24 protein-coding genes are annotated in these 24,217 nt (G+C 51.7%); 11 read left to right on the forward strand and 13 right to left on the reverse strand.

What is annotated here, in order from left to right:
• Window positions 1-119: 119 nt before the first annotated feature.
• A complete protein-coding gene (gene xanP, locus BZK42_RS12720) occupies window positions 120-1,511 on the reverse strand; it encodes a xanthine/proton symporter XanP (RefSeq protein WP_003024026.1) in 1,392 nt (463 codons plus the stop codon).
• Between the two features lie 225 nt (window positions 1,512-1,736).
• On the opposite strand from xanP, the gene gltS reads away from it, so the two are divergent.
• Window positions 1,737-2,942, forward strand: coding sequence for a sodium/glutamate symporter (gene gltS, locus BZK42_RS12725; RefSeq protein ID WP_016155009.1), 1,206 nt, complete (start codon window positions 1,737-1,739; stop codon window positions 2,940-2,942).
• A 42-nt stretch (window positions 2,943-2,984) separates the two neighbouring features.
• On the opposite strand, the gene recG is transcribed toward gltS, so the two are convergent.
• Genes recG through gmk form a run of 5 tightly spaced genes read right to left on the reverse strand, consistent with a single transcriptional unit; the run spans window position 2,985 to window position 8,858 of the window.
• Window positions 2,985-5,066, reverse strand: coding sequence for an ATP-dependent DNA helicase RecG (recG, locus tag BZK42_RS12730; protein ID WP_080859270.1), 2,082 nt, complete (start codon window positions 5,064-5,066; stop codon window positions 2,985-2,987).
• Between the two features lie 5 nt (window positions 5,067-5,071).
• The gene (gene trmH / locus BZK42_RS12735; protein WP_047415767.1) at window positions 5,072-5,761 is read right to left on the reverse strand and encodes a tRNA (guanosine(18)-2'-O)-methyltransferase TrmH; all 690 of its coding nucleotides are present in this window, start codon (window positions 5,759-5,761) and stop codon (window positions 5,072-5,074) included.
• A 10-nt stretch (window positions 5,762-5,771) separates the two neighbouring features.
• On the reverse strand, window positions 5,772-7,886 hold the full coding sequence (gene spoT, locus BZK42_RS12740; protein ID WP_003024038.1) for a bifunctional GTP diphosphokinase/guanosine-3',5'-bis pyrophosphate 3'-pyrophosphohydrolase: 2,115 nt from the start codon (window positions 7,884-7,886) through the stop codon (window positions 5,772-5,774).
• Window positions 7,887-7,904: 18 nt separating this feature from the next.
• A complete protein-coding gene (gene rpoZ / locus BZK42_RS12745; RefSeq protein ID WP_000135058.1) occupies window positions 7,905-8,180 on the reverse strand; it encodes a DNA-directed RNA polymerase subunit omega in 276 nt (91 codons plus the stop codon).
• A 54-nt stretch (window positions 8,181-8,234) separates the two neighbouring features.
• Complete coding sequence (gene gmk, locus BZK42_RS12750) at window positions 8,235-8,858, reverse strand: guanylate kinase (RefSeq protein WP_019078035.1); 624 nt, start codon at window positions 8,856-8,858, stop codon at window positions 8,235-8,237.
• Window positions 8,859-9,119: 261 nt separating this feature from the next.
• On the opposite strand from gmk, the gene ligB reads away from it, so the two are divergent.
• Window positions 9,120-10,799 (forward strand): NAD-dependent DNA ligase LigB, encoded by a 1,680-nt coding sequence (gene ligB, locus BZK42_RS12755; RefSeq protein ID WP_080859271.1) that lies wholly within the window; start codon window positions 9,120-9,122, stop codon window positions 10,797-10,799.
• Here the strand turns inward: ligB and BZK42_RS12760 are convergent.
• Entirely contained in the window at window positions 10,796-11,413 is a 618-nt protein-coding gene (locus tag BZK42_RS12760; RefSeq protein WP_003024049.1) for a trimeric intracellular cation channel family protein, read from the reverse strand. The genes ligB and BZK42_RS12760 overlap by 4 nt on opposite strands.
• A 256-nt stretch (window positions 11,414-11,669) precedes the next feature.
• On the reverse strand, window positions 11,670-12,533 hold the full coding sequence (locus tag BZK42_RS12765) for a YicC/YloC family endoribonuclease (protein WP_080859272.1): 864 nt from the start codon (window positions 12,531-12,533) through the stop codon (window positions 11,670-11,672).
• Window positions 12,534-12,658: 125 nt separating this feature from the next.
• On the opposite strand from BZK42_RS12765, the gene rph reads away from it, so the two are divergent.
• Both rph and pyrE read left to right on the forward strand, forming a co-directional pair.
• Complete coding sequence (rph, locus tag BZK42_RS12775) at window positions 12,659-13,375, forward strand: ribonuclease PH (RefSeq protein ID WP_016154991.1); 717 nt, start codon at window positions 12,659-12,661, stop codon at window positions 13,373-13,375.
• 65 nt (window positions 13,376-13,440) lie between these two features.
• Entirely contained in the window at window positions 13,441-14,082 is a 642-nt protein-coding gene (gene pyrE, locus BZK42_RS12780; protein WP_080859273.1) for an orotate phosphoribosyltransferase, read from the forward strand.
• An 87-nt stretch (window positions 14,083-14,169) separates the two neighbouring features.
• Here the strand turns inward: pyrE and slmA are convergent, their stop codons facing one another.
• The 3 genes from slmA to coaBC form a co-directional block, all read right to left on the reverse strand.
• A complete protein-coding gene (gene slmA, locus BZK42_RS12785) occupies window positions 14,170-14,766 on the reverse strand; it encodes a nucleoid occlusion factor SlmA (protein WP_016154989.1) in 597 nt (198 codons plus the stop codon).
• A gap of 116 nt (window positions 14,767-14,882) precedes the next feature.
• Window positions 14,883-15,341: a dUTP diphosphatase gene (gene dut / locus BZK42_RS12790; RefSeq protein ID WP_016154988.1), complete on the reverse strand. Its 459-nt coding sequence runs from the start codon at window positions 15,339-15,341 to the stop codon at window positions 14,883-14,885.
• Window positions 15,319-16,539: a bifunctional phosphopantothenoylcysteine decarboxylase/phosphopantothenate--cysteine ligase CoaBC gene (coaBC, locus tag BZK42_RS12795; RefSeq protein WP_088583168.1), complete on the reverse strand. Its 1,221-nt coding sequence runs from the start codon at window positions 16,537-16,539 to the stop codon at window positions 15,319-15,321. The genes dut and coaBC overlap by 23 nt, the downstream gene beginning before the upstream one ends.
• Window positions 16,540-16,711: 172 nt before the next feature.
• Here coaBC and radC point away from each other — a divergent pair, with 172 nt between their 5' ends.
• The 4 genes from radC to mutM all read left to right on the forward strand — a co-directional run bounded on the left by radC (window position 16,712) and on the right by mutM (window position 18,986).
• A complete protein-coding gene (gene radC, locus BZK42_RS12800) occupies window positions 16,712-17,377 on the forward strand; it encodes a RadC family protein (protein ID WP_016154986.1) in 666 nt (221 codons plus the stop codon).
• 276 nt (window positions 17,378-17,653) lie between these two features.
• Complete coding sequence (gene rpmB, locus BZK42_RS12805; RefSeq protein ID WP_003024071.1) at window positions 17,654-17,890, forward strand: 50S ribosomal protein L28; 237 nt, start codon at window positions 17,654-17,656, stop codon at window positions 17,888-17,890.
• A gap of 20 nt (window positions 17,891-17,910) precedes the next feature.
• Window positions 17,911-18,078, forward strand: a complete 168-nt coding sequence (gene rpmG / locus BZK42_RS12810; protein ID WP_003024094.1) for a 50S ribosomal protein L33 — start codon at window positions 17,911-17,913, stop codon at window positions 18,076-18,078.
• A 98-nt stretch (window positions 18,079-18,176) separates the two neighbouring features.
• Window positions 18,177-18,986 (forward strand): bifunctional DNA-formamidopyrimidine glycosylase/DNA-(apurinic or apyrimidinic site) lyase, encoded by an 810-nt coding sequence (mutM, locus tag BZK42_RS12815; RefSeq protein WP_019078041.1) that lies wholly within the window; start codon window positions 18,177-18,179, stop codon window positions 18,984-18,986.
• Window positions 18,987-19,033: 47 nt separating this feature from the next.
• On the opposite strand, the gene coaD is transcribed toward mutM, so the two are convergent.
• Complete coding sequence (coaD, locus tag BZK42_RS12820; RefSeq protein ID WP_016154984.1) at window positions 19,034-19,513, reverse strand: pantetheine-phosphate adenylyltransferase; 480 nt, start codon at window positions 19,511-19,513, stop codon at window positions 19,034-19,036.
• A gap of 8 nt (window positions 19,514-19,521) precedes the next feature.
• The gene (waaA, locus tag BZK42_RS12825) at window positions 19,522-20,799 is read right to left on the reverse strand and encodes a lipid IV(A) 3-deoxy-D-manno-octulosonic acid transferase (RefSeq protein ID WP_046275764.1); all 1,278 of its coding nucleotides are present in this window, start codon (window positions 20,797-20,799) and stop codon (window positions 19,522-19,524) included.
• A 424-nt stretch (window positions 20,800-21,223) separates the two neighbouring features.
• On the opposite strand from waaA, the gene BZK42_RS12830 reads away from it, so the two are divergent.
• Genes BZK42_RS12830 through BZK42_RS12840 form a run of 3 tightly spaced genes read left to right on the forward strand, consistent with a single transcriptional unit; the run spans window position 21,224 to window position 24,188 of the window.
• Complete coding sequence (locus BZK42_RS12830; protein ID WP_080859274.1) at window positions 21,224-22,348, forward strand: glycosyltransferase family 4 protein; 1,125 nt, start codon at window positions 21,224-21,226, stop codon at window positions 22,346-22,348.
• Window positions 22,341-23,138 (forward strand): lipopolysaccharide core heptose(I) kinase RfaP, encoded by a 798-nt coding sequence (gene rfaP / locus BZK42_RS12835; protein ID WP_080859275.1) that lies wholly within the window; start codon window positions 22,341-22,343, stop codon window positions 23,136-23,138. The genes BZK42_RS12830 and rfaP overlap by 8 nt, the downstream gene beginning before the upstream one ends.
• Before the next feature lie 30 nt (window positions 23,139-23,168).
• Window positions 23,169-24,188 carry a glycosyltransferase family 8 protein gene (locus tag BZK42_RS12840; protein ID WP_046275761.1) on the forward strand — a complete coding sequence of 340 codons (1,020 nt, stop codon included), beginning with the start codon at window positions 23,169-23,171 and terminating at the stop codon, window positions 24,186-24,188.
• The last annotated feature ends 29 nt before the right edge of the window (window positions 24,189-24,217 follow it).

The raw sequence follows: 24,217 nt of genomic DNA on the forward strand, positions 1-24,217 counted from the left end.
TCTTCCATCCCGCGAAGTGCACATAGTCAAGTTATGCACGATTTAGGCGCAATGCTCAAGGCGGGAATGGTGAAAGAGCGTTACAGCGGCGTTGATTCAGAATCAACGCCGCATTTTGCTTATTGCTTCTCTGGTGGGAACACCAGATTCAGAACGATAGCAGTAATACCGCCTGCGGCAATGCCGGAAGAGAGCAGGTTTTTCACCCAGTCCGGAGCGAACTGCAGGATCAGCGGCTGCTGGGAAACGCCGAGGCCGACGGCCAGCGACAGCGCGATAATCAGAATTGCGCGGCGGTTCAGCGGTTCGCGGGATACGATACGCACGCCGGATGCCGCGATAGTACCGAACATCACCAGCGTTGCGCCGCCGAGTACCGGCTCAGGAATATGCTGTACAAAACCGCTGACCGCCGGGAACAGGCCCAACGCGATCAGCATCAGCGCAACCACAAAACCAACGTAGCGGCTGGCAACACCTGTTAACTGAATAACCCCGTTGTTTTGTCCAAAGCAGGAGTTCGGGAAGGTGTTGAATACGGCTGAAACAAACGAGTTCAGACCGTTCGCCAGTACGCCGCCTTTCAGGCGTTTCATGTACAGCGGACCAGAAACGGGCTGCTCGGAGACATCGGAGGTGGCCGTAATATCACCGATGGTTTCCAGCGAGGTAATCATAAACACTAGCATCAGCGGCAGCAGTAAGCTCCAGTCGATACCCAGGCCATAATACAACGGCGTTGGCACCATCAGCAGGTCCTGACTTACCGGCGCGGTATTTTGCGGCAGCATATCCATAAACCACGCCAACAGGTAACCTGCCGCCATCGCAATCACCAGTGACGCAACGCGCAGGTACGGGTTGCGCTGGCGGTTAAGCAGGATAATCAGCGCCAGCACGACGCCAGCCAGCAGTAAATTCTTTGGTGCGCCAAAGGTGTTGTCGCTCATTGCCGCATAGCCGCCGCCAATCGACGTCAGACCTACCTGAATCAGTGACAGGCCGATAATCATCACCACCACGCCTGAGACCAGCGGGGTAATGATACGACGCGCCAGATGCAGTACGCGTGAGATAACCATCTCAGTGCAGCTTGCCAGCATCAGTGTACCGAACAGCGCCGCCATCATGGTTGGGACATCTGCACCACCGGTTTTTAGCGCTGTACCGCCCATAATCAGTGGCGCAACAAAGTTAAAGCTGGTGCCCTGAATGGATAATAGCCCTGAGCCGACCGGCCCCCAGGCTTTGATCTGAATGATAGAAGCCACGCCGGAAGCGAACAGCGACATACTGATAATGTGTTGAGTATCCTGAGCCGGTAAACCGAGCGCCTGGCAAATTAACAGCGCTGGGGTGATTACCGCGACGAACATGGCCAGCAGGTGCTGACAGGCGGCAAACAGGGTCTGGGCTAGTGGGGGGCGGTCTTCAAGACGGTAAATCAGTTCACTGTTGTGAGTCTGCGCAACCGGTTGCGCATTTGTTGACTCTACGGCGTTAACGGACATCAGAGGCAATCCCATGGTGGAAAAGCGGTGATTTTATCTGACCATGGCGGAAATGCAAACGTTTGCTACCAGGTGTTCTTAATATTTAAAACGGATAAACAAACATTTTTATATAACTTTTCATGATTTTCTGCTTAAAATCCACACCGAAAACTCAATAAGAGCTAAAAATCGGTCTGGAATGCATCGTGCGTGATTGTGCTAAACGCACTAATGGAGTTGTAAATGTTTTATCTCGATACGTTATCAACGCTGGTTGCGGCAACCCTTGTGTTGCTGCTGGGACGTAAGCTCGTCCAGTCTGTTTCCTTCCTGAAAAAATACACCATTCCCGAACCTGTAGCTGGCGGATTGCTGGTAGCGATTGCGCTGCTGGTACTGAAAAAAAGCATGGGTTGGGAAGTGAACTTCGATATGACCCTGCGCGATCCGCTGATGCTGGCATTCTTCGCCACTATCGGCCTGAACGCCAATATCGCCAGCCTGCGCGCGGGTGGCCGCGTGGTGGGTATCTTTCTGATTGTGGTTGTTGGCCTGCTGCTGATGCAAAACGCCATCGGTATTGGTATGGCGACTCTGCTGGGTCTGGATCCGCTGATGGGTCTGATCGCCGGTTCGATAACCCTCTCTGGTGGGCATGGAACCGGGGCAGCATGGAGCAAACTGTTTATTGAGCGCTATGGTTTCGCTAATGCGACGGAAGTGGCGATGGCTTGCGCAACGTTTGGCCTGGTGCTGGGCGGATTGATTGGCGGCCCGGTGGCCCGCTATCTGGTCAAACACTCTACCACGCCAGACGGCATGCCGGACGATCAGGCTGTGCCTACCGCATTTGAAAAGCCGGATGTCGGACGCATAATCACTTCGCTGGTGCTGATTGAAACCATTGCGCTGATCGCCATCTGTCTGACGGTGGGTAAAATCGTTGCACAAATGTTGGTCGGAACGGTGCTGGAACTGCCGACTTTCGTCTGCGTGCTGTTTGTTGGGGTGATCCTCAGTAACGGCCTGGCGTTAATGGGTTTTTATCGGGTGTTCGAGCGCGCGGTTTCGGTGTTGGGTAACGTTAGCCTGTCGCTGTTCCTGGCGATGGCGCTAATGAGTCTGAAGCTGTGGGAGTTGGCTTCTCTGGCCCTGCCGATGCTGGCAATCCTGGTTGTGCAGACCATTTTCATGGCGCTGTACGCGATATTCGTCACCTGGCGCATGATGGGTAAGAACTACGATGCCGCCGTGCTGGCAGCCGGACACTGCGGTTTTGGCCTCGGTGCGACACCCACGGCGATTGCCAACATGCAGGCAATTACAGAACGTTTTGGACCATCCCATATGGCGTTTCTGGTGGTGCCGATGGTGGGGGCGTTCTTTATCGATATCGTCAATGCGCTGGTGATTAAGCTGTATCTGCTGCTGCCGATTTTTGCGCAATAATGTCTGTGCGGCGGAGTCACATCCGCCGCCGCTATGAATCTACTATGCGTTGGAGTAGCGCTCGGTTTCCGGCATCCAGCGTTCAATCAGCGCCACAGCCTGTTGCGGGTAACGTTCGTGAATATGACGGGCAATGCGCTGAACTTCCGGGATAATCGCCTGATCGCGCAGCAAATCTGCGACTTTGAATTCTGCCGTTCCGGTCTGGCGCGTACCCAACAGCTCGCCGGGACCGCGGATCTCTAAATCTTTTTGCGCGATCACGAATCCGTCGTTGCTGTCGCGCAGAACCTGTAGGCGTTTTTGCGCGGTTTTTGACAGCGGCGATTTGTAGAGCAGGACGCAGTGGGAGGCCACCGCGCCACGACCTACGCGACCACGTAGCTGGTGCAACTGCGCCAGGCCCAAGCGCTCCGGGTTTTCAATAATCATCAGGCTGGCGTTAGGTACGTCTACGCCCACTTCAATCACCGTGGTGGCAACCAGCAGCTGCAGTTTGCCCTGCTTAAAGGCCGCCATTACCGACTGCTTCTCTGCGGGTTTCATACGGCCGTGTACCAGGCCAATATTCAGCTCTGGTAGCACCAGTTTAAGCTCTTCCCACGTGGCTTCAGCGGCCTGAGCTTCTAACAAATCAGACTCCTCAATCAGAGTACAGACCCAGTACGCCTGGCGCCCTTCATGGGTACAAGCGTTGCGCACGCGGTCAATAATATCGCTGCGGCGGGTATCCGGAATCGCCACCGTGGTGACCGGCGTACGCCCCGGAGGGAGTTCGTCAATGACCGACGTGTCGAGATCGGCATAGGCGGTCATCGCCAGCGTGCGCGGGATTGGGGTGGCGGTCATGATTAGCTGGTGTGGATGGAAACCCTGCTGCTGGCCTTTCTCCCACAGCGCCAGGCGCTGATGTACGCCAAAACGGTGCTGTTCGTCGATGATAACCAGCGCCAGTCCGTTGAACTGCACCTGTTCCTGGAAAATTGCGTGCGTGCCGACAATCATCTGCACCTCACCGCTGGCGATAGCTTCCTGCTGTGCCAGGCGCGCTTTGCCTTTCTGTTTACCTGCCAGCCAGCCAACTTCAATACCCAGTGGCGCGAACCAGTTGCGGAAGTTATTGGCGTGCTGTTCAGCCAATAGTTCGGTGGGGGCCATCAGCGCAACTTGCTTACCATGTGCGATGGCACGTAGGGCGGCCAGCGCCGCAACCAGCGTTTTACCTGAGCCGACATCGCCCTGTACCAGACGCATCATGGGGACATCCAGTGCCATATCGCGTTCGATCTCAGCGGTAACGCGGGCCTGGGCGCCGGTGGGTTTAAACGGCAAAGCCGCCAGCAGCTTATCTTTCAGCGCGTTGTTTGCGATCAGCGGCTGGGCGTGGAAACGTTGCGCCCCGGCGCGTAGTGCCAGCATGCTGAGGTTATGCGCCAGCAATTCTTCCAGAATCAGACGTCGCTGTGCTGGATGCTGACCGGTTTCCAGATCGCTCAACTGCAGTGACGGCGGTGGACGGTGCAATGTGCGCAGAGCTTCCGGCAGGCTCATCATACCTTGCAACAACTCTGGCGGCAGCAGTTCGGCAATGGCGCAGGTATCGAGCAGGTCCAGAGCTTGATCGGTCAGTTTGCGCAGCGTGGCCTGCTTCACGCCTTCGGTGGTTGGATACACCGGCGTGAGCGTTTCCTGCAATTCCGGCGTGCTGAGATCGCCCTGCACGCGATACTCCGGGTGGATCATTTCTGCGCCGTATTTTCCGCGTTTGGCTTCGCCATAGGCCAGCACCCGGCGACCGGTGGCGAGACTGTTTTTCATTGCGGCGCTAAAGTTGAAAAAGCGCATGGTGAGAATGCCGGAGCCATCACTGATCTGACAGGTCATCATCCGGCGTCCGCCGAAGGTGATATTGCAGTTCAGCACTTCGCCTTCTACGGTGGCGTAAACGCCCGGCAGCAGTTCGCCAATCGGGTACAGGTGCGTGCGGTCTTCGTAACGCAGAGGGAGGTGGAGCAGAAGGTCCTGCACGGTGTGCAGGCCAATTTTCGCCAGTTTACTGCTTTGCGCTGCGCCAACGCCGGTCAGAGAATTGAGTGGGATGGCATCCAGTAAACGGCCTTTCATCGCGTTTATCTCGCAGATTGCATAGTGGCCCACCACGTTGCATCGGCTTCAATTTCGCCCTGCGTGTTTACGTGGGGGTAGGGAAGACCTTTGCGCTTAGCGACATTCGCCAGCACCGGATAACCGCCTTCAAACAGCAAACGCTGCTGCTCATCTTGCGCAAGCATGCTGTTTTCTCGTTGGTACATGCCGGCGTTTTGCCGCTGGCGCTGTGCTTCGTACAGAATCAGCGCGGAGGCGACCGAAACGTTCAGCGACTGCACCATGCCAGTCATGGGAATGATGATGTCCTGATCCGCCAGATCCAACGCTTCCTGAGTGATGCCGGTTTTCTCCTGGCCCATCAGGATGCAGGTGGGGCGCGTGTAATCAATCTCGCGAAAATCCACGGCTTTATCTGACAGATGTGTTGCCAGAACCTGCATACCCTGGCTTTTTAAATGTGTGACCGCATCGCCAATAGTGCGGTGAGTCTTCACCTGTACCCAACTGTTGCTGCCTGCGGCAGAAGAGGCCATGGTGCGCATACGGCTACCAGGCCAGACGGCGTGGACTTCATGCACGCCGACCGCGTCTGCAGTACGAATGATTGCAGAAACGTTATGAGGTTTGTGGACCTGCTCCATGCAGACGGTCAGATCGGGCTGACGACGTGCGAGCATCTCGCAAATACGTGCATAACGTTGAGTATTCATAAAACGTGTTCTAGTTACGGTTACGGGTGACTTTTATCACGTCCGGCATGACGCGGATTTTGCGCATGATATTCGCCAGGTGCACGCGATCGCGAGCGGTCAGGCGAATAAAGGCGCTATAGACGCGGCCATCTTTCTCTTCCGTATTCAGACTTTGAATGTTGGAGGTGGTCGTGTTGATTGCCGCCGTCAGGTTTGCCAGAGCACCCTGGTGGTTAAACATATCCACCTTAATCTCGGTGATGAACTCCTGCTCTGTCTCTTTATCCCATTCCACCGCCATAAACTTCTCTGGCTCTTTTTGATAGCCACGAATGTTACGGCAGGATTCATGGTGAATCACCAGACCTTTACCCGGGCTGACGTGGGCAATGATTGGATCGCCAGGAATCGGACGACAGCATTTCGCGAAGGTGATCAGCACGCCATCTGCGCCTTTGATCGGCAGATGACCGTGACCAGATTGCGCTGGCACGTTTGCCGTTGCTTCGCCCTGCTGGAGGTTTTTCGCTACCACCACGCTCATGGCGTTACCCAGACCGATTTCCGCGAGCAGATCGTCAAGCGTGGCGAGCTTCATGCGCTCAAGCTCACGCTGGATGCTCTCTGGCGGGATCTCAGCCAGTTTACGGCTACCGCCTAAGGCATGGTTGAGCAGTCGACGACCCAGACTGACGGAATCATCGCGCTTGAGGTTTTTCAGCAGTTGGCGAATTTTGGCGCGCGCTTTCGAACTGACTACGAAGTTGAGCCACGCTGCATTCGGACGGGCGCCCGGAGCGGTAATAATCTCAACGGTCTGGCCGCTAAAGAGCGGCTGCGAAAGCGGGTAAGGTTGTCTGTCGACGCGTGCGCCGACGCAGGCGTGACCGATATCGGTATGCACGGCGTAGGCGAAGTCGACAGGCGTTGCACCGGCAGGCAGTTCGACAATGCGCCCTTCCGGTGTGAAAACATAAATCTCATCCGGGAAGAGATCAGATTTGACGCTTTCAATAAATTCAAACGAGCTACCGGCGCTCTGCTGCAGTTCCAGCAGGCTTTGCATCCAGCGTTGAGCGCGGATTTGTGCGGTGGTGCTGCTTTCGCCGCCGTGCTCTTTGTAAGCCCAGTGCGCTGCTACACCCATTTCTGCCATCTGGTCCATGTCTTCGGTACGAATCTGTACTTCAACCGGGACGCCGTGAGGGCCGATCATTGAGGTGTGCAAAGACTGATATCCGTTCGCTTTCGGAATGGCGATATAGTCTTTCACGCGACCAGGACGAGGTTTGTACAGGCTGTGCATCTGGCCGAGTACGCGATAACAGGTATCGGAATCATGAACGATAACGCGAAAAGCGTAGATATCCATGATGGAGTGAAAACGCTGCTCTTTGAGCACCATTTTGCAGTAAATAGAGTACAGGTGCTTCTCGCGGCCACTTACGCGACACGGAATACCTGCCTCTTGCAAACGCCCTTCGATTTCCGAGAGGATTTTTTGGATCATCTCTTTGCGGTTGCCACGAGCGGCTTTAACCACTTCTTTAATCACGCGATAGCGGTTCGGGTACAGCGCTTCAAAACCCAGCTCTTCCAGCTCGGTTTTAATGTGATGAATACCTAAACGGTGTGCCAGCGGACTATAGATTTCGAGGGTTTCACGGGCGATGCGGCGACGCTTGTCCGGGCGTAATGAGCCCAGCGTGCGCATGTTGTGGGTACGGTCAGCGAGTTTGATGAGAATGACGCGGATATCCTGCACCATCGCCATAATCATCTTGCGAAAGTTTTCAGCTTGCGCCTCTTTCTTGTCGCGAAACTTAAGCTTATCAAGTTTCGACACCCCTTCTACCAGTTCAGCAACGCTTTTACCAAAAAGCTGTTCCATGTCCTGGTAGGTGGCAGGGGTATCTTCAATCACGTCATGCAGCAGCGCAGCCATCAGCGTTTCATAGTCGAGTTTCATCTCGGCCAGAATGCAGGCTACCGCTACCGGGTGCGTGATATAGGGTTCACCGCTTGAACGTGTCTGGCCCTCGTGAGCGTCACGTGCAACGAGATACGCCTGCCGAAGACGCTTAATCTGGTCTTCCGGCAGGTAGTTTTGAATCAGTTGATTCAGGCTTTCAAACAGATACAAGGGCGACCCGCTTTGTGATTAACGACGACCTTCAGCAATAGCGGTAACGGCTTGTAATTCAGCGGCTTCCTGCTCTTGCTGTTCCTGGCGTTCACGCACGTCGAGGATCTGGTTGTTGATCAGACCTTCTTCGATTTCGCGCAGCGCGATAACGGTAGTTTTATCGTTTTCTTCCGGTACGAGCGGATCCTTTCCGCCTACCTGCATCTGACGAGCGCGACGCGCGGCGACCAGTACCAGGTCAAAACGGTTACCAATTTTCTCTACAGCGTCCTGAACAGTTACGCGTGCCATACTTAAAATGCTCCACAGGTGAAGAAATGACTGGGCATGATACTGAATGTGGGTTCAGTCTGCCAACAGTTTGCTGATTAAAGCGTCATGACGCTGCTTTTGGCGGCTCATGCGCAGACGTTCGGCGCGAATGATAGTTTTCAAATCGCCCAGGGCGGTATCGAAATCATCATTCACAATAAGATAATCATATTCGGCGTAATGGCTCATTTCTGCAACAGCTTGCGCCATACGTTTTGCGATCACGTCTTCGCTATCCTGACCGCGGCCACGAAGACGGCGATCCAGCTCAATCTTAGATGGCGGCAAAATAAAAATACTGCGCGCATGCGGCATTTTTTGACGAATCTGCTGCGCACCTTGCCAGTCGATATCTAAAAAGACGTCTACGCCGGATGCTAATACTTGCTCAATGGTCTCACGCGAGGTGCCGTAGTAATTACCGAAAACCTCAGCGTGTTCCAGGAACGCGTCTCTGCCAATCATGGTTCTGAATTCGTCATGGTTCACAAAAAAATAGTGTTCACCGTGCACTTCCCCCGGGCGCGGTGCGCGCGTGGTGTGCGAAACAGAAACCTGGGTGTCATACAACGGTTGGGTCTTTAATAAAGCCTGAATCAGGCTGGATTTACCCGCGCCACTGGGGGCAGAAACAATATAAAGCGTGCCTTGAGCCATGAGTATCTTAATGTATGTGATTGTCGAAAGAGAGCCTACATACGGGCTTATTATACACGTAGCCGCTATGTGACGTAGCCCTTGTCACACTTTTTGCGCATGTTTATTGCGTTTTGCGTACCAGTTTCCTGTTTTATCCGCGATTTGCAGCAATTCGTGCAAATGTCAGGAACGTTGCGCGCAGGATGAGTTTTTGCCGCTCTGTTTCCATTTCAATTCGCGTTATATCTGCCGGGAAACGTACTGTTCAGCGGAGATAGCATGGGATTATGGAAATGCATAGGGCTGGTTTTGCTAATGTGGTATCTACCCTCATGGGCGGTATGCCCCGTCTGGTCGCCTGCCAGGGCACAAGAGGAAATTTCACGACTACAGCAGCAGATAACACAGTGGAATGACAGTTACTGGAAACAAGGGGAAAGTGTCGTAGACGACGCCGTTTATGACCAGCTCAATGCGCAGCTCATCCAGTGGCAGCGCTGTTTTGGCGATGAAGCCCCATCAGATCTATCTGCGCCCCCAATAAGTGGAACCGTCTCGCACACAGTTCCCCACACGGGAGTTCGAAAACTTGCCGATAAGCAAGCGCTACAACAATGGATGCATGCTCGTAGCGATCTCTGGGTGCAGCCGAAGGTGGATGGCGTGGCGGTCACGCTGGTTTATCGCAATGGCAATCTGATACGGGCGATTAGCCGTGGTAACGGTCTGAAAGGCGAAGACTGGACGCAAAAGGTTCTTCAGATCCCTTCCGTTCCACGTACTACCAGCGGGCTGCTTTCTAACAGTACGTTGCAGGGGGAGATATTTTTGCAGCAACAAGGGCATATTCAGCAGCAGAGAGGGGGAATGAACGCCCGCTCAAAGGTTGCTGGAATGATGATGCGCCAGAGCAACCCGGAAATGTTACGCTCGCTGGCTATTTTTATCTGGGCCTGGCCTGATGGTCCAGTTGCCATGTCGGAAAGACTTGAGCAACTCACTGCTGCCGGGTTCAGTTTCACGCAACGATATACTCAGGCCGTGAAGAGTGTGGATGACGTCGAGCAGGCGCGCGCCAGGTGGTGGACTTCAGCGTTACCTTTTGTGACGGATGGTGTGGTGGTGCGAACGGGAAAAGAACCGCGGGCGCAATACTGGCTACCCGGACAGGGAGACTGGCTGGCAGCGTGGAAATATCCTCCCGTGGCCAGGGTATCTGAGGTGACAGGTATTCAGTTTTCCGTTGGCAAAAGCGGAAAAATTGCGGTGGTTGCATTGCTGGTCCCCGTCATGCTGGATGATAAGCGGGTGCAGCGCGTCAATATTGGCTCAGTACGGCGCTGGAATGAATGGGATATTGCGCCTGGCGATCAGATTCTGATAAGTCTGGCCGGACAGGGGATTCCCCGTATAGATGAGGTGGTCTGGCGCAGCACCCAGCGTAACAAGCCAGCACCACCTGAGGGGCGCTTCAATTCACTAACTTGTTTTTATGCCACAGCGGAGTGTCAGGAACAGTTTGTTGCCAGGCTCGTCTGGCTGGGGGCCAAAGATGTGTTAGGGCTGGAGGGTATGGGCGAGGCGGGATGGCGGGAGCTACATCAGACGTATCGCTTTGAACATATCTTTTCCTGGCTTGGATTAACGCAGGAGCAGCTACAGTCCACATTTGGCGTGAACAAAGGGGGGAAGCTGTGGCATCAGTTCAATCTGTCACGCCATCTTCCATTTACGCGCTGGGTGATTGCCACGGGAATACCGTTAACACAGGCAACGTTGAATGCCAGTCGGGATGGATCGTGGCAGCAGTTACGGGAACGCAGTGAACAAAGCTGGCGGCAACTTCCTTTCATGGGGGAGCGACGGGCACGACAGGTTATTCAGTGGCTGGAGGATAAAGAGATCACAGCGCTGAGCAACTGGTTAGCTGCTCAGCGGATCACGGGCTTTATGCCTTAATGGCCTTCATGGCGATAGTAAAATACCGGCAGCCCCAACTTCAGGCGCAGCGCCAGCAGTCGGGCGGTAAAGCCAAAGAGCAGGGTAGAGATCACCACCACATCGTGGCTGGAGACATAATGTTGTAGCACGATATACAGCACAGCAGCGGCAAATGAAACGCCGGCATACAGTTCTTTCTGGAATACTAACGGGATGCGTTTGCAGAACATGTCACGTAATACACCACCAAAGACCCCGGTAGTGACCGCAGCGACCACGGCAATAATCGGTCCATGACCCATATCCAGTGCCACCTGGGCACCAATAATAGAAAAGACCACCAGGCCCAGCGCATCCAGGACGAGGAATATTTTACGCAGATAGGGCATGACGGGGGCAATAATGGTGGTGAGTACCGCAGCGGTCGCCACGATAATTACGTATTCAGGGTGCTTTACCCAGCCGAGCGGATAATGGCCGAGAAGAATGTCGCGTACCGAGCCTCCGCCAATGGCCGTCGCGGTGGCAATGATAATGACGCCAAATGTATCCATACGACGACGCCCAGCCGCAAGCGCACCGGTCATGGCTTCGGCAGTAATACCAATTAAATATAAAACGTGTAACAGCATGTATTCCCCCTGATTTGCTGGGGCTAAGGTTAACGATTTGTGCGCATTGTCACGATTGAGATTTTCTAAGGTGAAGCGATTTTAATAACTACAGCTAATGTGATTTTGCTGTAAATGCGTTATGGCATGCGCTTTACTTTATGAATGGTGACAATAAATGATGAGAAAATATAATTCGAACTGGATGGGTCACAACCGAAGTGTTGGGAAAAACACGTAGCCCCGCCGTTTATGGGGGGGCTACGTGGAATGGAGTTTACTCGATATTCTGAATTTGCTCGCGCATTTGCTCGATCAATACCTTCAGTTCAATTGCGGAATTAGTCACCTCGGCATTGATAGACTTGGATGCAAGAGTGTTCGACTCACGGTTGAATTCCTGCATCATGAAGTCCAGACGGCGGCCAACAGCCTCTTTTTTCTTCAGAATGTTGTAGGTTTCTTTGACGTGGGCTTCCAGACGATCTAACTCTTCTGCTACATCGATGCGCTGCGCCATCAGCACCAGTTCTTGCTCAAGGCGGTTATTCTCCAGTTGCACCTGGGCGTCTTCCAGTTTGGCTACCAGACGCTCACGCTGCCATTGCAGAATTTCCGGCATATGTGCACGCACTTTAGCGACTTCAGTGCTGACGCCTTCCAGACGCTGCTCGATCAGCGCTTTCAGCGCCTGACCTTCGGTTTCTCGCGCGATGATGAAGTCATCCAGCGTACCGTCAAGCGCGGCGAGGATTTCGGCGGCAATGGCGTCCAGATCTTGCTCCTGGGCAGCCATTACGCCTGGCCAGCGCAGGATATCAACTGGGTTAATTTCACCTTCATCACTCTGCATTTTGACCCAGTTAGCAGCGCTAACGAGCTGTTTAGCGAGCTTTTCATTTAGAATCAGCTCGCCCTGGGCGCTGGCATCAGGCTCAAAACGCAGCGTACACTCGACTTTACCGCGCGTCAGACGCGTGCGAATACGTTCGCGAACAACGGGTTCAAGACTACGGAACTGTTCCGGCAGGCGAAAATAAGTTTCCAGATAACGCTGGTTTACCGAGCGCATTTCCCAGGTAGCGCTACCCCATTCACCCTTGATTTCACGCCGGGCGTAGGCGGTCATGCTGCGGATCATAGACGTTCCTGTTTTTAAAGATGAGATGGGAGGATTATAGCCATCCACGTCTTGTCAGGATAGGAATAACAGTCGGAAGTCCGTATAATGCGCAGCCACATTCGTTTCAAGCCGGAGATTTTATCATGCGTCCAGCAGGTCGTAGTGCCAACCAGGTGCGTCCCGTCACCCTGACCCGTAATTATACAAAACACGCTGAAGGCTCCGTGCTGGTCGAATTTGGTGATACCAAAGTGCTGTGTACTGCCTCTATTGATGAAGGCGTACCGCGTTTTCTGAAAGGTCAGGGCCAGGGCTGGATCACCGCAGAATATGGCATGCTGCCACGCGCCACGCACACCCGTAACGCCCGTGAAGCGGCGAAAGGTAAGCAGGGCGGTCGTACCATGGAAATCCAGCGTCTGATCGCTCGTGCGCTGCGCGCCGCCGTTGATCTGAAGACGCTCGGTGAATTCACTATTACGCTGGACTGCGATGTTATTCAGGCAGATGGCGGTACGCGCACTGCATCAATTACCGGCGCATGTGTGGCGTTGGCTGATGCGCTGAACAAGCTGGTTGCGAGCGGTAAACTGAAAACTAACCCGATGAAAGGGATGGTCGCCGCGGTTTCCGTGGGCATTGTGAACGGTGAAGCGCTCTGTGACCTCGAATACGTTGAGGACTCTGCCGCAGAAACCGACATGAACGTGGTGATGACTGAAGACGGACGCATTATAGAGGTGCAGGGTACGGCAGAAGGCGAGCCGTTCAGCCATGAAGAACTTCTCACCCTACTGGCGTTAGCCCGAGGGGGAATCGAATCCATTGTAACGACGCAGAAGGCGGCGTTAGAAAATTGATTTTAAAGGCGACTGATGAGTCGCCTTTTTTTTGTCTGTAATAAAGTGAGATGAGGAGCGAATCCATGAAACCGTATCAGCGCCAGTTTATTGAGTTTGCGCTTAGCAAGCAGGTACTAAAGTTTGGCGAGTTTACGCTGAAATCCGGGCGTAAAAGCCCCTATTTCTTCAATGCCGGGCTGTTTAATACCGGGCGCTGCCTGGCACTGTTAGGCCGTTTTTATGCCGAAGCGCTGATGGATTCCGGTATTGAGTACGATTTGCTGTTTGGTCCGGCCTACAAAGGTATCCCGATTGCGACCACCACGGCTGTTGCACTGGCGGAACACCACGATAAAGATTTGCCGTACTGCTTTAACCGTAAAGAGGCGAAGACCCACGGTGAAGGCGGTAATCTGGTAGGTAGCGCACTTGAGGGGCGTGTAATGCTGGTGGATGATGTTATCACTGCAGGTACGGCTATTCGTGAGTCGATGGAAATTATTCAGGCTAACGGCGCTACGCTGGCGGGGGTACTGATTTCTCTCGATCGTCAGGAACGCGGTCGCGGCGAGATTTCAGCGATTCAGGAAGTGGAACGCGATTATGGCTGCAAGGTGATTTCTATCATTACCCTGAAAGATCTGATTGCGTATCTGGAAGAAAAACCAGAAATGGCAGAACACCTGGCCGCAGTACGGGCGTATCGCGAAGCGTACGGCGTATAAGAACTGCCGGATGGCGCTGCGCTTATCCAGCCTACGCACCGCAGGGTTCGTAGGCAAAATAGGCGAGGTCGCCATCCAACAACGGTGTTACTGCAATTGAGCGGCAACCAACGGCCAGCGGATGTCGAAATCATCCGTTGGGCGGTATTTAAATTCGCTACGTACAAACCGGGACAGCATACCTTCGCAGAAAGCCAGTAGCTGGCTGGCCAGCAGCGTTTCATCCACGGTGTAGCCTTCACCTTCACGCATTCTTTTTTCTCGCAGAACCTGGCGTAACTGCGCCTCAATTCGCTCAAAAAGCTGGTTAATACGGCCTTGCAGACGGTCTTGCTCGAACATCAACGCGTGTCCGGTCAGAATTCGCGTCAGGCCAGGATTACGTTCACCGAACCCTAAAATCAGCAGTACGATCAGACGCAATCGCGCGTTAGTGTCCTTTTCATCTTTCAAAATCAGATTGATACGGGTAATCAGACTATCTTCGATAAACTCAATCAGGCTATCGAACATGCGGGTCTTGCTGGGAAAATGGCGATACAAGGCCGCTTCGGAAACGCCCACAGAGGCCGCCAGTTTAGCTGTCGTGATGCGTTGGCTACCATCGCTGGACTCAAGCATCAGTGCCAGAGACTGAAGTATTTCTTCGCGACGATTCCTTTTCGCAGTTTGCTTTTCTACCATGTTACAAAATACCCCTGAAAATAAGCTCTTGCCAGGCAGGCATCCACACAGCGACCGCAAACGGGTGTTTGCGGTGTGTTATTGCGTTATTACGCTGTGAGATACTTTTCTGCGGGTTACTTGCGCCCGGAATGGCCGAAGCCACCTTCGCCACGATCGGTGGCTTCAAACTCTTCCACCAAATTAAATTCAGCCTGGACGACCGGTACAAATACCATCTGCGCGATACGTTCGCCCGGTTCAATAGTAAAGTTGTCCTGACCACGGTTCCAGATTGAAACCATCAGCTGGCCCTGGTAGTCGGAATCAATCAAACCGACCAGATTGCCCAGTACGATCCCGTGCTTATGGCCCAGCCCGGAGCGCGGGAGCATCACCGCCGCAAGAGAAGGATCGGCAATGTGGATAGCTAACCCGGTTGGCACCAGCGTTGTTGCGCCAGGCGCCAGTTCTACGGCGTCATCAAGACAGGCACGCAGGTCAAGTCCGGCAGAACCAGAAGTGGCGTACGTCGGGAGCGGAAATTGTTGCCCTACGCGCGGGTCCAGAATCTTAACGTCGATTTTTTTCATCATAACGGGTCACGATCTCGTCGAGTAATAATTGGCCCAGGAGTTCTTTGCGCTCAAGCGGTAAGACTTTATCTCCATCCTGCCAAAAAAGGTGTAATGCGTTGCTGTCGCTGTTAAATCCTTGAGTGGACAGCGAAACGTCGTTCGCACAGATCACATCAAGGTTTTTGCGGATGCGTTTTTGCCGGGCATATTCTTCCACATTATTTGTTTCGGCGGCAAACCCAACGACAAAAGGACGATTAGCATCCAGTGCGGCAACACCAGCGATGATGTCTGGGTTTTTGACCATTTTTACTGTTAATTCATCACCCTGCGTTGCCTGTTTTTTGATTTTTTCACTGGCGACAGTTTCAGCGCGATAATCAGCGACTGCGGCGCAGCCGATAAAAATATGCTGTTGTTGCACCGCAGATTGCACGGCGGCTTCCATTTCCAGTGCGGTCATCACATCAATGCGCTGGACAAAAGGCGGTGTAGGTAACGAAACCGGACCTGATACCAGCGTGACGTTTGCCCCGCGTTTTGCGGCAGCGGCCGCGATAGCAAATCCCATTTTCCCGGAGCTGTGGTTGGAAATATAACGCACGGGATCAAGCGGTTCACGCGTCGGGCCTGCTGTAATCATGATGTTGAGATGTTGCAGATCTTTGACAGGTGAAAAATGTTCTGCCGCCATATCCACAATTGTTAACGGATCCAGCATACGTCCAGGACCGACATCACCACATGCCTGACTACCGCTGTCAGGGCCCCAAATGAGCAAACCGCGCGAGGCAAGAATGCCCAGATTGTGTTGGGTTGCGGCAGCGCGGTACATCTGCTGGTTCATCGCCGGCAGCACGGCAACAGGCGCTGGCGTTGCCAGACAGATCGTAGACACCAGATCGTTGGCCATACCTGCGGCAACGCGGGCAATCAGGTCTGCCGTCGCAGGGGCCAGTATAACCAAATCGGCCCATTTCCCCAGCTCAATGTGGCCCATCGCGGCTTCGGCTGCGGGGTCAAGCAGGCTGTCGGATACGGGATAGCCCGAAACCGCCTGTAAGCTCAGAGGAGTAATAAACGCTTTTGCTGCTTCGGTCATCGCCACGCGGACGTCTGCGCCGCGTTCCCGTAAACGACGCACCAGCTCAGGGGTTTTGTACGCAGCAATCCCGCCACTGACGCCAAGTACGATTTTTTTACCGGCCAGGCTCATCATGATCTTTCCTGTTGGGTTTCACCAGAAGGCGGATATTTTATCACAATCCGCAATGTGTCGTGCTTTTGCCCGCGCTCCAGTTTGCGAGGCTCTACGAAGAAGTGAAAACAGAGCGTCGATTCGCCGCTGGCGTTATGCCACTATGCGGACGCGAAAGGAGGGGAAAAGCATGGAAAATACAGGACGTATAATGCCTCGGGAAAAGCTGTTGGCGCAGGGGGCCAGTTCGCTGACCGACGTAGAGCTACTGGCTCTTTTTCTACGCACCGGGATACTGGGTAAAGATGTGCTTACGCTGGCGAAAGAGATGCTTCAGCATTTTGATTCGTTGTATGGCCTGTTGTCTGCTGATTACATGGATTTCAGCTATGTTCAGGGCATCGGTATCGCGAAGTACGCACAGTTGAAGGGAATAGTGGAGCTGGCAAGGCGCTACTACAACGTACAGGTGATAGAGGAGCGTGCGATACTTAGCCCGGAAATGGCGCGTGAATTTCTGCAAAGCCAGCTTTCGCAAGAGGAACGCGAGATCTTCTATGTGATCTTTATGGATTCTCAACATCGCGTGATTAAACACCGTAAACTTTTTTCCGGAACGCTAAGCCACGTTGAAGTGCATCCGCGAGAAATTGTCCGCGAAGCGATAAAAATGAATGCTTCTGCGGTGATCCTTGCACATAATCACCCTTCGGGGTGTGCAGAGCCGAGCAAAGCAGATAAACTCATCACCGAGCGTGTTGTGAAATGCTGTCAGTTCATGGATATCCGGGTGCTTGATCATCTGGTCATTGGGCGCGGAGAGTACGTTTCTTTTGCGGAACGCGGTTGGATTTAACGCACTTTACGCGATCCATCGGGATCTTTGTCTGTTCGGGACTTGAGCACATCGCTGACTCAGCGTATACTACGCCACCTTTGAGAATCTCGGGTTTGGCATTTGGGCCTGGCAATCGAGAGTTCGCAAATACGCAAAATCATTCTTGTTGCGTCCAATGACGAGGCAACGATGAAAGATTTAGTGTATTGAACTGCGATAACCGGGCTGAGAAGCCTGACGAGGCGCCAATACCCCATACGAAGCTCGAGCTAATTTGATTTTTGGAGAATAGACATGTCCCGAGTCTGCCAAGTTACTGGCAAGCGTCCGGTGACCGGTAACAACCGTTCCCACGCACTGAACGCGACTAAACGCCGTTTCCTGCCTAACCTGCACTCTCACCGTTTTTGGGTTGAGAGCGAGAAGCGTTTTGTCACCCTGCGTGTATCTGCTAAAGGTATGCGTGTTATTGATAAGAAAGGCATCGAAACAGTTCTGTCTGAACTGCGTGCCCGTGGCGAAAAGTACTAAGTACTAAGAGGAAATAAATCATGGCTAAAGGTATTCGTGAGAAAATCAAGCTGGTTTCTTCTGCTGGTACTGGTCACTTCTATACCACCACGAAGAACAAACGTACTAAGCCGGAAAAACTGGAGCTGAAAAAGTTCGATCCAGTTGTTCGTCAGCACGTTTTATACAAAGAAGCGAAAATCAAATAATTTCCGCTTTGATGTAAAGAAAAACCCTGCCTCGGCGGGGTTTTTTGTTTTCTGGCCGTCCCCATATTAATGAGACCTGATACACAGCCGGAGATACTATGCCTGAATTACCTGAAGTCGAAACCAGCCGCCGCGGTATTGAGCCGCATCTGGTGGGGGCAACGATTATGCACGCGACTGTGCGTAACGGTCGTTTGCGTTGGCCAGTATCAGAGGAAATCTATCGTCTGAGTGATAAACCTGTCCTGAGCGTACAGCGGCGCGCGAAATACCTGCTGCTGGAGCTATCAGATGGCTGGGTAATCATTCACCTGGGGATGTCGGGTAGTTTGCGTATCCTTTCTGAAGAGCTTCCGGCAGAAAAACATGACCACGTCGACTTAGTGATGAGTAACGGCAAAGTCCTGCGCTATACCGATCCGCGTCGTTTTGGCGCCTGGCTGTGGACTAAAGAGCTGGATGGGCATAATGTCCTCGCCCATCTTGGCCCTGAGCCGCTGAGCGACGATTTCAATGCTGGTTATCTGCAGCAGAAATGTGCGAAGAAGAAAACTGCGATTAAACCCTGGCTGATGGATAACAAGCTGGTCGTGGGGGTGGGAAACATCTATGCCAGCGAGTCGCTGTTTGCGGCTGGTATCCATCCTGACCGTCTGGCGTCATCTTTGTCGCAGGATGAGTGCGAACTGCTGGTGCGCGTTATCAAGGCGGTTTTGCTGCGTTCTATCGAGCAGGGCGGGACCACGCTGAAGGACTTTCTGCAAAGTGACGGTAAGCCGGGCTATTTTGCCCAGGAGCTGCAGGTCTATGGGAGAGAAGGTGAACCCTGTCGCGTATGCGGCGCGCCAATCATTGCGACAAAACACGCTCAGCGCACAACGTTTTATTGCCGTCGCTGTCAGAAATAACACCATTATTGGCCGGACGTAGAGTATGCCTCATCCGGCCAGACGGATTACTTCAGTTTACTCAATAATGCCTGATGAACGTTTTCCGGCAGAAAGTGCGCTACGTCACCCTGGTGGCGGGCAACTTCTTTTACCAGTGACGATGAGATAAATGACCACTCTTTAGACGGCATCAGAAAGACGCTTTCCAGTTGTGGCATCAGATGACGGTTCATATGGGCCAGCTGCATTTCATACTCAAAATCGGCTACCGCACGCAGGCCACGGATCAGAATGTTAGCCTGATTATCGCGGGCAAAGTTTGCCATCAGATCGCTGAATCCCAGAACCTCCACATTACCGAGATGCGCCGTTGCCTGTTGTGCCAGCTCAACGCGCTCTTCCAGAGTAAACATCGGTTTTTTACTGGGACTTGCGGCAATCGCCAGGATTACGTGATCGAACATGCTTGTCGCTCGTGTCACGATATCGAGGTGGCCGTTAGTAATGGGATCAAAGGTTCCTGGATAAATCGCCCGTTTTTGCATGACTTGCCTCAATGCGTTTTGGGTGGCAGATAAGGTTCCAGCAGCTGCAGCAGACGCTGAAGCGCGCCCTGATTTTGATACAGAACTTCAACTGCGTGACGGCCATAAAAATTACGATAATCTGCATCGGTCAGTAAAGAAGAGACCTCTTTCACCAGCGTAGTTGCGTCGGTGACGGTGATCAATCCGCTTGCCTGTTCGAGGCGGGCGCAAATATCTTTAAAATTAAAAGTATGTGGCCCCATCAGTACTGGAATGGCGTGAGCCGCGGCTTCCAGTGGGTTGTGTCCACCGCGTTCAACCAGCGAACCGCCAACAAACGCAAGGTCAGCAATGCCATACAGCAACATCAACTCGCCCATTGTGTCGCCGATTACGACCTGGGTTCCTGATGACGGAACTTCGCCCGAAGAACGTGTCGTATAGCTTAGCCCAGCCTGGCGTACGAGGTTAATGGCATCCGGGAACCGTTCAGGATGTCTGGGTACCAGAATCAGTAAAAGATTAGGGAACTGGTTTAATAACGCCTGATGGGCGGCAATGATAATGCTTTCTTCGCCGTCGTGCGTGCTGGTTGCAATCCATACCGGGCGGTGAGGTGCCCATTGACGGCGCAATGTAATCGCTTTTGCGGCCAGCTGCGGCGTGACGGAAATATCAAACTTCAGGCTACCGGTAACGGTGACCTGATTGTTTCTGGCACCAAGCGTGATAAAACGAGCGCCATCTTCTTCGTTCTGGGCGGCAATCAACGTAATTCGGCGCAGTAGCCTGCCAACAAATTTACCTAATTTAGCGTAGCCAGCAGCTGAGCGAGCGGAAAGACGTGCATTGGCAATGACCAGCGGAATATGGCGCTTATGCAGTGCCGCGATCAGATTCGGCCACAGCTCGGTTTCCATAATTAACACCAGCTTGGGGTCAACTTTATTCAGGAAACGATTTAGGGCATCCGGTAAATCGTATGGCAGATAAATATGCTGAACGTCAGGGCCAAAAGCGGATTGTACGCGCTCGGAACCGGTTGGCGTCATGGTGGTGACCGTGATCGGCAAGTCGGGGTAACGATGCCGCAGAGCGCGGACTAATGGGATAGCTGCCAGCGTTTCGCCCACGGAAACCGAATGAAGCATGATGCCGCCTGGTTTTAGCGGACGGCGGTAAAAGCCGTAGCGTTCACCCCAGCGTTTACGGTAGGCCGGAGCCTTACGTCCGCGCACCCAAAGCCGTACCCAGATCAAAGGCTGAATAAGGTAGAAAAGGGCGGTGTAAAGCAATTCGAGCATAATGGTAGCTGACTTATGAATGTGCTGGGGATTCTATGTATTTAGCTGTGGCTTTACCATCATTTTTATCCAGGTTGTCTCAAAACGATGGAATTCGTGAGGCATTGTTTTAACCGGTAGCTATTTCAAAAATGTCTATTGGTACATTTACATGACTTAACGTCTTGTGCGGCGTGAGTTTTCTCGTGAATTGCTTCATTTTATATCTTAATGTTTTTAATAGGTTATTTTAAATTTTGTTCAAAAAATATTCATTTCGGAATGCGTGATAATAAATGATATACTACTGCGCAATTTCAGGTAGCTAGCAGGCAGAAACCTTTCGAAAACATGGGAAGTAATCTTTGGTCGGTTCATGCAAGGATTACATGACTCTGATGTCGCAGATCGGGTATGTCTGGCGACGCGATGCGGATATTAATGCATGAATATTGCTTTTTGTTTGTACAAATATTTTCCCTATGGCGGGTTACAGCGTGATTTCTTGCGGGTAGCGCTTACGGTTGCTGCTCGTGGTCATCATGTCCAGGTGTTTACCCAGTCATGGCAGGGCGAGCGTCCGGAAGGACTGGAAATTATACTCGTCCCCGTCACATCCAGAACGAATCATGGGAAAAATGAGCAATATTATCAGTGGGTTCAGGCTTATTTAAGTCAGCATCCCGTCGATCGTGTCGTCGGGTTTAACAAAATGCCTGGGTTGGATGTGTATTACGCAGCCGACGTTTGCTACGCGGAGAAAGTTGCCCGTGAGAAAGGTTTTTTCTACAAGTTGACGCGTCGGTACCGGCATTACGCTGCATTTGAAAAAGCCGCATTTCAGCAAGGTGCTGGCACCATGCTGTTGATGTTAACCGATAAACAAATTGGTGACTTCAAACATCATTACCAAACTGAGAGCCAGCGTTTTCGTATTCTGCCACCAGGCATCTACCCTGACAGAAAGTATAGTCAGCAACCTGAAAACAGCAGGCAGATTGTCAGAGAAAAAAACGGTATTGGTTTCGATCAGTTCCTGCTCCTGCAGGTGGGTTCTGATTTCAAACGTAAAGGCGTGCCAAGAACATTACAGGCATTGGCTTCGCTACCTGAGGTTATACGTCACCGTACGCGATTGATGGTTGTTGGTCAGGATAAGGCCGATCGTTACCGTTCTCTGGCTTGTCAATTGGGTATCGAAGAACAAGTACAGTTCTTCTCGGGGCGAGATGATGTCGCTGAATTGATGTCTGCTGCTGATTTATTGCTTCACCCTGCTGTTCAGGAAGCTGCTGGTATTGTCTTGTTGGAGGCTGTAGTCGCCGGGCTGCCAGTATTAACTACAGAAGTATGCGGCTATGCGGGTTATATTAATGCCGCCCGATGCGGAATCGTGATTCCTGAACCTTTTGAGCAGGTAAATCTGAATACAGCACTTTTCGATGCGCTGCAAAATAATGAGCAGAGAAGTCGTTGGGCCGAGAATGCTCGGCATTTTGCTGATACAGAAGATCTCTACAGCCTGGCGGATAAGGCTGCTGATATCATTTTAGGCCTTGATAATGATTGAGTTAAAAGAACCATTTGCCACGCAATGGCAAGGAAAAGACCCGTTTACGGAAGTTACAAAGCTGGATGGGGAAGTTTTTCGCGCGCTGGAAACACGGCGTACCCTGCGTTTTGAGATGATGGGTAAGGGTTATTTTCTTAAATATCATCATGGAACCACACTTAAAGAAGTGGTGAAAAACCTTATTTCTTTACGTATGCCAGTACTGGGTGCAGATCGGGAGTGGCTGGCAATTCATCGCTTACAAGAACTCAATGTTGACACAATGACTGGTGTTGCATTTGGGCAGAAAGGACTGAATCCGTTAGCGCGAACCTCATTTATCATCACTGAAGATCTCTCTCCTGCCATCAGTCTTGAAGATTTTTGTGCAAGGTGGGGAGTTGAGCGTCCTGATTTTGTATTAAAACGGACCATTATTACCCGCGTGGCTGAAATGGTGGGTAAAATGCATCGGGGCGGAGTAAATCATCGGGATTGCTATATTTGCCATTTCCTACTCCAACAGCCAATGCCGGCAGATGTTGCGGATATCAAACTCTCTGTGATTGATTTGCATCGTGCACAAATACGTCAGCATGTACCGCGACGCTGGCGGGATAAGGATTTGATCGGACTCTATTTCTCTTCACTGGAGATCGGTTTGACGTCCAGAGATATCTACCGTTTTTTACGTGTCTATTTTTCGATGCCACTGCGCGAAATCTTTCGTCAGGAAGTCCGGTTGTTTGAACAGGCTGTCACAAAAGCGCAAAAAATAAGACAAAGAACAATAAGAAAAGCGCTATAAATACCATATGAAGTTTGAGGCTATTTTATTATGAACATTGATTTCCAGAAGCTAATCATTCAAAAACACGTTATCGACAGCTCTGCGCATGAGAAGACTAAAAAACTAAGTGTTGCGTATGGTGTCGATCGTAATTTTTTATTTGGATCCGGCATTTCTATGACCTCAGTATTAGTGAATAATCCTGATATTGATATTCACTTTTATATAGCAACAGACTATATAGATGATGATTATCTGGAGAGCGTAAAACGCCTGACACAAATGTACAGTACGACGGTGACTGTTCTTGTGTTCGATAATGCGGCATTTCGTGAGTTGCCGAGTACGAAAGCATGGACTTATGCAATGTATTATCGTTATTTCGCATTTGAATATTTAAGTACCGAGTTAAGTTCTGTACTGTATCTTGATGCTGATGTCATTTGCAAAGGTTCTCTACGCGAACTTACCGAGGTTAATTTCTGTGGGGAATATGCTGCTGTTATCAATGATATTGATGAAGTGCGTATTAAGTCCGGTAACAGGCTTGGTATTCCTGAGCTGAGTAACGGTTATTTTAATTCTGGTGTGGTATTTGCGAATCTTGGAGTTTGGCGTGAACAGCAGTTGTTGACGAAGGCATTTTCTATCTTAGATAAACGCCAAAAGGAACTTCTGTATTTTGATCAGGATGTTCTAAATATATTATTTGTCGGTAATGTGATTTTCCTGAGACGGGATTTTAACTGCATTTATGGCGTGGATCAGGAACTAAAAAATAAAAACGATAAAATTTACCAGGATTATATTACAGATGATACTGTTTTAATACATTATGTCGGTGTCACTAAGCCATGGCATACTTGGGCAAAATATCCGGTGGCTAAATTCTTCATCGACGCATATAAAAAATCTGCATGGGCAGGAAAGTCTTTATTAAATGCAAACACTGCAAAATTGTATAAGCGTAAATCCCGGCATGAGAGAGTGCAGCGTAAATATATCCGCTCGGTGCTTAGTCATGTTATGTATATAAAGAACAAACTACATAATGCACGGTCTCATTAGTTAATAGAAGTGCAAATAATTTCCAGATA

The sequence above is a fragment of the Citrobacter braakii genome (genome assembly GCF_002075345.1).
Taxonomy (GTDB): Bacteria; Pseudomonadota; Gammaproteobacteria; order Enterobacterales; family Enterobacteriaceae; genus Citrobacter; species Citrobacter braakii.